Annotated in this window: 11 protein-coding genes; 3 read left to right on the top strand and 8 right to left on the bottom strand. The window is 53.0% G+C overall.

Annotation, left to right across the window (positions count from 1 at the left end; genetic code table 11):
- Positions 1 to 297: 297 nt before the first annotated feature.
- Positions 298 to 1,764: a UvrD-helicase domain-containing protein gene (locus YWK_RS0105050; RefSeq protein ID WP_026963943.1), complete on the bottom strand. Its 1,467-nt coding sequence runs from the start codon at positions 1,762 to 1,764 to the stop codon at positions 298 to 300.
- A gap of 78 nt (positions 1,765 to 1,842) precedes the next feature.
- Between YWK_RS0105050 and YWK_RS0105045 the strand changes: the two genes are divergently transcribed.
- Entirely contained in the window at positions 1,843 to 2,532 is a 690-nt protein-coding gene (locus tag YWK_RS0105045) for a metallophosphoesterase (RefSeq protein ID WP_026963942.1), read from the top strand.
- 47 nt (positions 2,533 to 2,579) lie between these two features.
- Here YWK_RS0105045 and YWK_RS0105040 read toward each other — a convergent pair whose 3' ends face one another.
- Positions 2,580 to 2,849, bottom strand: a complete 270-nt coding sequence (locus YWK_RS0105040; protein ID WP_026963941.1) for a hypothetical protein — start codon at positions 2,847 to 2,849, stop codon at positions 2,580 to 2,582.
- Between the two features lie 56 nt (positions 2,850 to 2,905).
- Positions 2,906 to 3,649, bottom strand: a complete 744-nt coding sequence (locus tag YWK_RS20805; protein ID WP_051375155.1) for a class I SAM-dependent methyltransferase — start codon at positions 3,647 to 3,649, stop codon at positions 2,906 to 2,908.
- A gap of 128 nt (positions 3,650 to 3,777) precedes the next feature.
- On the opposite strand from YWK_RS20805, the gene YWK_RS0105030 reads away from it, so the two are divergent.
- Positions 3,778 to 4,128 carry a hypothetical protein gene (locus YWK_RS0105030; protein WP_026963940.1) on the top strand — a complete coding sequence of 117 codons (351 nt, stop codon included), beginning with the start codon at positions 3,778 to 3,780 and terminating at the stop codon, positions 4,126 to 4,128.
- Here YWK_RS0105030 and YWK_RS0105025 read toward each other — a convergent pair.
- From YWK_RS0105025 to YWK_RS0105005, 5 genes are all read right to left on the bottom strand, one after another.
- Positions 4,125 to 4,451, bottom strand: a complete 327-nt coding sequence (locus tag YWK_RS0105025; RefSeq protein ID WP_026963939.1) for a rhodanese-like domain-containing protein — start codon at positions 4,449 to 4,451, stop codon at positions 4,125 to 4,127. The genes YWK_RS0105030 and YWK_RS0105025 overlap by 4 nt on opposite strands.
- A 398-nt stretch (positions 4,452 to 4,849) precedes the next feature.
- Positions 4,850 to 5,554, bottom strand: a complete 705-nt coding sequence (locus YWK_RS0105020) for a S1C family serine protease (protein ID WP_026963938.1) — start codon at positions 5,552 to 5,554, stop codon at positions 4,850 to 4,852.
- Between the two features lie 246 nt (positions 5,555 to 5,800).
- Complete coding sequence (locus tag YWK_RS0105015; protein WP_026963937.1) at positions 5,801 to 6,127, bottom strand: DUF1450 domain-containing protein; 327 nt, start codon at positions 6,125 to 6,127, stop codon at positions 5,801 to 5,803.
- 277 nt (positions 6,128 to 6,404) lie between these two features.
- Entirely contained in the window at positions 6,405 to 6,581 is a 177-nt protein-coding gene (locus tag YWK_RS22105; protein WP_169727142.1) for a hypothetical protein, read from the bottom strand.
- 111 nt (positions 6,582 to 6,692) lie between these two features.
- Positions 6,693 to 7,502 (bottom strand): DUF2797 domain-containing protein, encoded by an 810-nt coding sequence (locus YWK_RS0105005; protein ID WP_035466123.1) that lies wholly within the window; start codon positions 7,500 to 7,502, stop codon positions 6,693 to 6,695.
- Positions 7,503 to 7,621: 119 nt separating this feature from the next.
- Here YWK_RS0105005 and YWK_RS18420 point away from each other — a divergent pair, with 119 nt between their 5' ends.
- Entirely contained in the window at positions 7,622 to 8,281 is a 660-nt protein-coding gene (locus YWK_RS18420; protein WP_245578510.1) for a PrsW family intramembrane metalloprotease, read from the top strand.
- The last annotated feature ends 12 nt before the right edge of the window (positions 8,282 to 8,293 follow it).

Below are 8,293 nucleotides of genomic sequence, written 5' to 3'. Positions count from 1 at the left end.
AAACACTTGCGTGTTTTGAATCACTCTCTGCGCGTGTTTAGTTTTCAAGGAACCACTCTGTGTTGGAGCTTTGACCGGAGTCTCCGCCCCGAGACAGCTCAAGTATGTTACCACATTCCACTCATTACAAGTAAAGCGAAAATGTTTGGTTTTGCTGTCCGACCGCTTCACTCGTTGTCGAAGCGACGTCGAATAATATAGCACGAAAATCTTTTAAAGATCTAGAGGCAATTGTTTCCTGAGCCCGAAGTCAACTTCAAAACGCTGATGTAACGCGTTTTGCTGCTTCATTTTTCATTACCGCCGCACCGGCACCCCCGCCGAGTATTGCACAGTCGGTTTGCCAGCCTCAACACGGACGTCTTTGGCATCCATGCATTCCCCCGCCAGCCCTGCCTCTGCCACGAATCGACTACGCTGTGTTCTCCTCCCGTCAATATGACGCGGCCAGTGCAATAGGAGCGAGTGCCGAGCGCGAGTCATTGCGACATAGAAAAGGCGTCTCTCTTCTTCGAGGAAGGCAGAATCCTCACTCCACTCCGCGAGAAATGGATTTTTCTCTACAACATCGAGAATATGTACCTCGTCCCATTCTTTCCCCTTCGCGTCGTGAAAGGTACGGAACTCCACCGAGACTCCTTCCCCGTTATTCAGGAATGCACCCGCCTGAGCGTGAAGACGTGCGAGTTCCACACGCGTACGCGCCAGAATGCCTATTGTATAGAGATCCCGTTGCGCAGATAAGTATGCCACTCGCCGCTGAATCCACTGGTATTCGCCAGCAGTGTCGTGATGGACAATGACTACACAGTCGCCCAAACGCTGTGAATGTGGCACCATCTGCTTTGCGGTCCGGTGTCGATTGTGCTGGATCAACTGTCCAGCAGATTCAACAATACGAATATCTGAGCGGAAATTTCGACTCAAGTAATGGACCGCCGATCTTTCCATCCGCCTCGGAAACTGGATGAGCCATGCGGGATCTGCGCCCCGAAAACCGTAAATCGCCTGGTCGTCATCTCCCACCGCAAACAAGTGACAACCGCTGATTTCCACCAGTCGTTGCAAGACATACCACTGGATTTGATTCGTATCTTGAAATTCATCCACTAAGATATATCGCGTCTTCGGCACAGAGAGAACACGGCCGTCATCAGAGAGTTGGCACCAATAGCTGAGGATATCGTCAAAGTCCCAACGACCGTTTCTTCGCTTCAATATCTCGTACAAGGCGATGATACGGTGGAGACGGTCAGGCAACGGCCGGTGTGGCCACGTGGACTTCACCGCACTTAAGACAGACAGAATTGCATGCGGCCGATGCCCGCCTTGCCATCCCGCCGCCTTCATGGCTGCGCTAAGAAATTGCAACTGCTCAGTCTGGCGGAGGATGACCGGTACGTCCGGCGTATGCCTGAGGACCCACTGAAAGACCTGGGCGTGAAACGTTCCGATGCGCACTGTTTCCGCTTGTCGAAAGCTGAGTGAGGTGCGCGTGCCGAGTCTTGTCCGCATCTCCAAGGCTGCCTGTTTTGTGAACGTCACCGCCATGATTTCTGCCGGTGCAGCCTGTTTGTTTTCAATGACGCTTGCGATGTGCTGGGTGAGCACCGCCGTTTTCCCACTGCCCGGAGCAGCATATACAACTTGGTTGCCCATCGGAGACGTGATAATGGTTTGCTGTTCGTCCGTCCACATCGGTTGCACCACTCCCACGTCTTCATTCTGACTGCCCAAACCGGGGGTGTCGATGATGCGAAGCATCAAACCATCGCGTCGGGAAACTGGAATCCTGCATCGCCACAATGCTATTCTCTTTGGAGAAAGGGGATCAGGACACACATGGCATTTTACGCACTGGGGGATTTGCATCTCTCACACGCGGTCGACAAACCCATGGACGTATTCGGGTCTGGTTGGGACCATCACGCAGAAAAAATTGCAGAACACTGGAACCAGATGGTTTCCGACGATGACGTCGTATTGATTCCGGGCGATATTTCATGGGCTATGACACTTGAAGAGGCACGTCCAGACCTGGATTACATTGGTCGCTTACACGGAGACAAAGTGATGATCCGCGGGAATCACGATTATTGGTGGAACGGTATAAGCAAGGTGAGGAACGCGTTGCCAAGTCGATGCTATGCTATCCAGAACGATTCCCTTTCTCTGCATGGATATGCCATTTGCGGCAGTCGCGGCTGGATTTTACCAACGCACCCGAAGTTTACAGCGGATGATGAAGTGATTCACACACGAGAAGTGGGGCGTCTGAAGATGTCGCTCGAACGAGCTGCAACCTACGGCCTTCCCATCATCGCCATGCTTCACTATCCGCCATGCGGAATGGAGGGTGAAGACACGCTGTTTACGGAAGTTCTGGAAGCGTTTCAGGTTCGCCTTTGCGTCTACGGGCATCTACACGGCGCCGCACACCGATTTGCATTTGAAGGCATCAAGAATGGAGTGGAGTATCGGCTTGTCAGCGCAGACTATGTGAACTTCAAACCGGTACTGCTGCCACTGTGAGGGGATCATCAATAAAAAAGGCCCCGCCATGCGAGGCCGCTGCACCTTTACTGAGGCTTGTTCCCTTCGTGACTGCTATGAGTCTGCGCTTGATACGAACGGGCATGTCGAGCTAAATCCACGGTTTGGGACAACGCATAAACGGCTCTGCCCGCATCCTGTTGAATGCGCTGCAACTGCTCTGCCTGTCGAGAGGAATCGTTGCGTACATTCATCAGTTCAGACTGTACAATGCTCCGCATGGATTCCACTGCTCTTGAGGCTTCATCGACAAGTTCGCGCATCGCATCAAACCGCTCTTTCTGCGCATCGTGCACGAGGTCCACCTCCTTCGCAAAGGTGTCAGATATACGTTGCCCCTTCCGCTGACGGGTTATGCCCAATCCTTGGGTTTTCTCATGAGAAACACACCGTAACCAAGCCATTTGTGATGTTTCTCAAGCCATGCCGCGTTCGCAGACAGAACATGAACGAGTTCTTCGTTTGCATACGCGTGATTGTCTGCCAAATTGACCTCGTCTGGGTACTTCTGATCCGTCTCCATCATTTGCTCCGGAACGACAGCTCGCGTACCTAGAACTCGTAGGTCGACAAATCCTGCCGCCCGGTAGAGGCGTTTCCACTCCGACTGATCCGGCACCAATTTCGCACCGTATACCTGCATTGCAGAAGATTTCCATTCAGGTGGCACAGGCGCAAGCGTCAGCATCTCCACGTCCACATACCACCCCCCTTGCTTTAACACCCGATAATACTCCTGCAAGGCGTTACCTGGTTGTAGAAAGACGTTTACAGATTCTGTGACCACAACGTCGAATGCTTCATCCCCAAATGGTAGAGATTCGGCATCTGCCACCAGCCACTTCGCCGTAACCCCAAGTTGGGCGGCCCGTTTTTCGGCCTTGGCAATCATCTTGCTGCGTACGTCCACACCGCATACGGTGCAACCGGCCCGCCTTTTGATCTCTAGCAAGGAGCGACCCGTTCCACACCCGACATCGAGTACAGACATCGAGTTTGTCCAGGGAATCTCTTTTATCCACATCATGGTACTGTCCAGTCCACCGGGATGGGCGGTGCCGACTCCGAGAACTGCAAGCGCGTCCTGATACTCCACGCACAATCCCCTCCCCTCGTTCGCCACATGGTATGTTACCGCCACTCGCCCTGCGTAGGCCGAAGCCTGTAGTTGCAATCCTAGGCAGTTCCTTGTACAGTTCCATCAAGAAGGGAGCTACAGAACCCATGGATGTTGCAATCCGTAAAGTATATATCCTCGACGTGGAACCGCCAGGAGATTTCGTATTTACCCCCTCCGCCATTGTGACCGTGCTTGAAAACGGGCACTTCACCATTTACAGCATCAAGTCGGCGCACAACCTCTATCGATCCGCCATTTCCAGGCACGCGTGGGACGCGCTGGAGGCTGGTGTCACATTCCAAGGCGCGGGTTTTCGATTGGAAGACGTCACAACGGATCTAAAAAAACAGGGATGGACGCATGCGTCGTCCATCCCAGACATACTTCGTCACTTCTATGAAACAAAGTCGAAATACTTTTTCTTCCTGGCTTCCTACGTGAACTCCTACAGTTAGGACTCTGTCTCTAACTCTCCATCCCAGGCCAACATGCCGCCCTCGAAGTTCGCGACGTGTTCAAACCCGTTTTCTTTCAGATAAGAGGCCACCTTTTGCGACCGACCGCCACTTCTGCAAACGAAAACATATCGCTCGGATGGGTCCAACTCGTTGACCCATTCCGGCAATTCCTGCATGGGTCGCAAGGGGACCGATGGAATGTGGCCCGCGGCATACTCCTCTTCCGTCCGCACATCGATGACCTTGGCAGACTGATTCTTCAAAATTTCTTTCAATTCTTCCTTAGAGTACTGAAGCACTCCTGCCTTCTCGTATGCCAAATTCATCACCTCATTCGTCATATCGCCGAGCGTGCACCACAATGACCCGCTCGACATGAACCACTCTAGTGGAATTTTGCAAATCGCTCACATGTAATAGTGACACTTGAGGGTTGGCAAGTCAACGAACCTGACGGCTACTCTGGGAATCGCGAGGTGTAGTATGCAATCAGAACCATCGCTGGCGATGACATGACCGTGTATGCGTATGTAGGTTAGGGTATGACGTGCGCGTCATCAAATCATGGAGGGGACACGAAAGGTCCAAGCGGGAGGCCGTCCTCAAAGTGAGGTTTGCTAGTTGCCCGGATACAAAGGAAACGCATGTGGGGCCGGGTCAGGATATGCATAGATGTAGACCCGGCATGCCGCGCTGTAGAGGAACGACGAAAACGGTGCTACAACAGACGCTTAATGACTTCCCGTAAGATGTCCGCCGAAATGGCGAAACCAATGCCTTGTGAGCTCTGACTGACCGCAGTGTTCATGCCAATCACTTGACCACGCAAGTTAATGAGGGGGCCACCGCTGTTTCCGCGGTTAATGGCTGCATCCGTTTGGAGCAGGTTCGGATAGTCTCTGTCGCCAATCTGCAGCGGCCGCTCCGTGGCGCTGATGATGCCGACCGTGACTGAGTGGTCCAACCCCAGTGGAGAACCAATCGCCAGCACCCATTCGCCGACTTGAGCATCTTTTGATCTACCCACTTTCAAAGTGGTGTCCGGAATGGGGATGGGCGCTTTCAGAATGGCAATATCGTGCTTGTAATCAGAACCGACAACGGAGGCTCGAAAGGGGTTCTTTTTTCCATACGCGCGAACCATGATTTGCGATGCGCCGTGTACCACGTGCTCATTGGTGAGGATGTATCCCCTCGGATCGAATACAAATCCAGTACCGATATTGACTGTTCTGTTCTGGGTATCGTCCCGTCGCTCCCAAGGCATGCCAAAGGAAAACCCTCGTTGTGGGTTGGGCTGGTGCACGACTTCGATACCGACAACCGCCTTCTTGTACTTGTCGACGATACTCACAAAATCCGGCAGCGAAATCCCCGCACCCCGCGTTCCACGTCTTGCCTTGCGTTTAACACGTTGCACCATGTCGGCCGTCACCTCGCAGGTATAGAGGACTGGGATGCGTTGCCCTAGATCTTATTCTCGGTCCTCGAGAACAGTGAAGTTTCCGACCGTTGATCCACGATGGCCTAGAGATGGCTAGGCAAGAGGTGGGGGATGTCATAGATCTTTTATGGGTACGGCCATAAAAAATGTCCCCGCATGTAGCAGCATGACCGGGGACAATGGGGAATACGCTTGAACCGAACACACAACGAACAGGGAGACAGCCTAGCGCTCAGCGTTTCCCGCAGCAGGTTCTTTGGAGCCCATACGAGAATCCATCATCACAGCTGCATATGTACCGGGTAGAGGTGGTTTCGTCATGAACGAGGTACCTTGCTTGAGTTTTACGTACAACCCCCGCGCATCTCTCGCTGAAATGATGGCGTTGTTCCGCAATGCAAATGGCACGTCCGTACACAGCCCGCAGCAGTCCACGCAATCCTCAACTTCCATATTGAGGTCAGGATTCTCTTCCTGCAACAACTCGTATACAGGCTGTGAGTATTTCTGAAGGTTTTTCTTGCACCACTTCAAACTCATCGACGACGCCAAGGTCCCAGCCCCTCTTCATCCTGTCGTTCATGTCTCTATCATACCCGAACATGCACCAGGAAGTAAGAGGCGGTTCCACACCCCGGACAATTCGCCACGTGCGTACATGTATTTAGATGGATCATCCCAATTTGGTCTGGCACTGTTTCCAACGGTTCATAAGGACTGTAGGGTCCGAACAACTCCCCTACTCGGAGATTGTCTGTGACCACATGTTTGCAGTTCGGGCAGTTTGCTGTCAGCTGCACAAGCCCATTGCACACTGGACATCCTGCCATCAGATCTGACGCCCCTGCCCAGAATAGCGGATACCGTAATTCCCCTTCCGCGTGCGGAACACTTGTACATTGACATTCTGAAACCCGCGCAGTACATAATCGTCCCGGACACACATGGCGACGTACGATGCCACAGATTTTGAGTCGTACAACCTCGCTTCATAAACCCAGGACATCGACTCTCCCCCTTTTCAGGGGTATTTTATCCAGAGTCGACAAACTACATCCCTGCAGTGTGTCTGAGCGCGAAATGAACGACAACATCGGGGTCCGAAGCCCTGTTCACGTTACACCAGTGACAGCTCAATCTCATATCCCGCATGTTTTTTGATGTTCAGGACGCCTGTGTCGAGCATTAAATACTGTCCCTTCATTCCATGGAGAACCCCATGCACCTGAGGGTGTTTGTCCAAGGAAATGGATTTGAGGTTCACTTCGAATCCTGTGGTCCGAGGATAACGGAACCGATGTACTTGCTGTTCTTCGTGAAGCACGTACTGTACATAGGATTCCGGCAAGCGTTCCACCACCTCTCGCTTGACAGACAGCAAATCCACTTCCTCATCTCCGGTGTCCCGAAGCATCTTGCGCCAATCCGTCTTGTCCGGCAACGCCTTGGCAATCTCCATTTCTAATTCGCCAGCCAACTTTCGAGTCGGTACCTCGGCCAACAAGATGGCGCGCGACGCCCCTTGGTCAACCCACCGCGTGAATTGCCGCCCTTTCCGCGTCAGCCCCACCTTCACGGTACTTGAGTATGCAAGATACACGTAATGCGGGATCATACAGTGGGTTTGTCCGAACTGTTCATCGCGGCACGTACCTTCGTGAAAGTGGCACTCATGCGGCTTGACGATACAGAGATCACATTCCGCGAGTGTGGTGACACATGGAAAGCAGTATCCGTTCTGGTAAAGTTTTTTCACGGACCGACCGCAGTGTATGCACTTTTTGTTACCTGTCACCCGAATGTCTACCGTTCTCCCAAGCCAGTCAGACATCGAGAGTGCACCGTCGTGCGTCGTGAACACGTACTCCACAGTGTCTGCCGGCTTATGATGCAATTCGCGTAGAAACCCCTTGATCCGAATGGTCATGACTGTCACTCTCTCTTTCCACACAGGACCCGTCCGAATGACGACCGTACATTTTCCGCATAGTAATGGCAACCCGTCCATGTCGCGGGTCTCAGTTTCCTGAAAGGAGCCGTTGCACTTTGTTCTACATCTGCCTGGCGTTATTGCCAGCTCTGTTGCTTCTGACTTGGTTGTACTCGCGCGACCAGTTACATCCCGAACCGAAGCGCGCTGTTTATCGCTTGTATCTCTTGGGGGCCGCCATCGTGCTTCCTGCCGGGCTGCTGGAGCGCGCCATGTTGAATCGTGGTTTCGATGGACATCTCCACGGGTTGTTCACCCTCGTGGTCACCGCATTCTTCGTGGCGGGCATGGTGGAGGAGTTCTTAAAGGCGGCCATCGTCGAACGGGCAGCCCTGCAGCGAGGGCTGATGAAGTCCCCCATCGACTGCATTGTCTACGCCGGCGCAACGGCACTCGGGTTTGCCACCGTTGAAAACCTTCTGTATGTAACCAGTTCGGGATTTTCTACTGCTATTTTACGATCCGTCACAGCAGTGCCAGCCCATCTGATGTTTGGGATTCTGATGGGGACGTATTTCGCGCGCTCCATCTGGTCGCAGAAGAGCCGAGGCTGGGCTTATGTGGTTCCCGCCCTTGCACACGGCTTGTACGATGCTTTTGCCTTGGCCAACAGCTGGATTGGCGACGCGCTGCTGTTTGTCTACCTGATTGTTCTGCTGGAACAGGCACTACGGCGTTTGGATTGGGCAACGAAAGCCTCTACAACATTTTCGTAGCGCTTCATTCAC

It is taken from the genome of Alicyclobacillus pomorum DSM 14955, from assembly GCF_000472905.1.
In the GTDB taxonomy this organism is placed as follows: Bacteria; Bacillota; Bacilli; order Alicyclobacillales; family Alicyclobacillaceae; genus Alicyclobacillus_A; species Alicyclobacillus_A pomorum.
Note: the sequence above shows the minus strand (reverse complement) of the source record. Positions and strands in the feature narration are given on the sequence as shown.

Excerpts from the sequence above, each read along its gene's own strand:
- YWK_RS22105 (WP_169727142.1), bottom strand. The coding sequence starts at position 6,581 with ATGTCCTGGGTTTATGAAGCGAGGTTGTACGACTCAAAATCTGTGGCA.
- YWK_RS0105045 (WP_026963942.1), top strand. The coding sequence starts at position 1,843 with ATGGCATTTTACGCACTGGGGGATTTGCATCTCTCACACGCGGTCGAC.
- YWK_RS0105005 (WP_035466123.1), bottom strand. The coding sequence starts at position 7,502 with ATGACCATTCGGATCAAGGGGTTTCTACGCGAATTGCATCATAAGCCG.
- YWK_RS0105020 (WP_026963938.1), bottom strand. The coding sequence starts at position 5,554 with ATGGTGCAACGTGTTAAACGCAAGGCAAGACGTGGAACGCGGGGTGCG.
- YWK_RS0105030 (WP_026963940.1), top strand. The coding sequence starts at position 3,778 with ATGGATGTTGCAATCCGTAAAGTATATATCCTCGACGTGGAACCGCCA.
- YWK_RS0105050 (WP_026963943.1), bottom strand. The coding sequence starts at position 1,764 with ATGCTTCGCATCATCGACACCCCCGGTTTGGGCAGTCAGAATGAAGAC.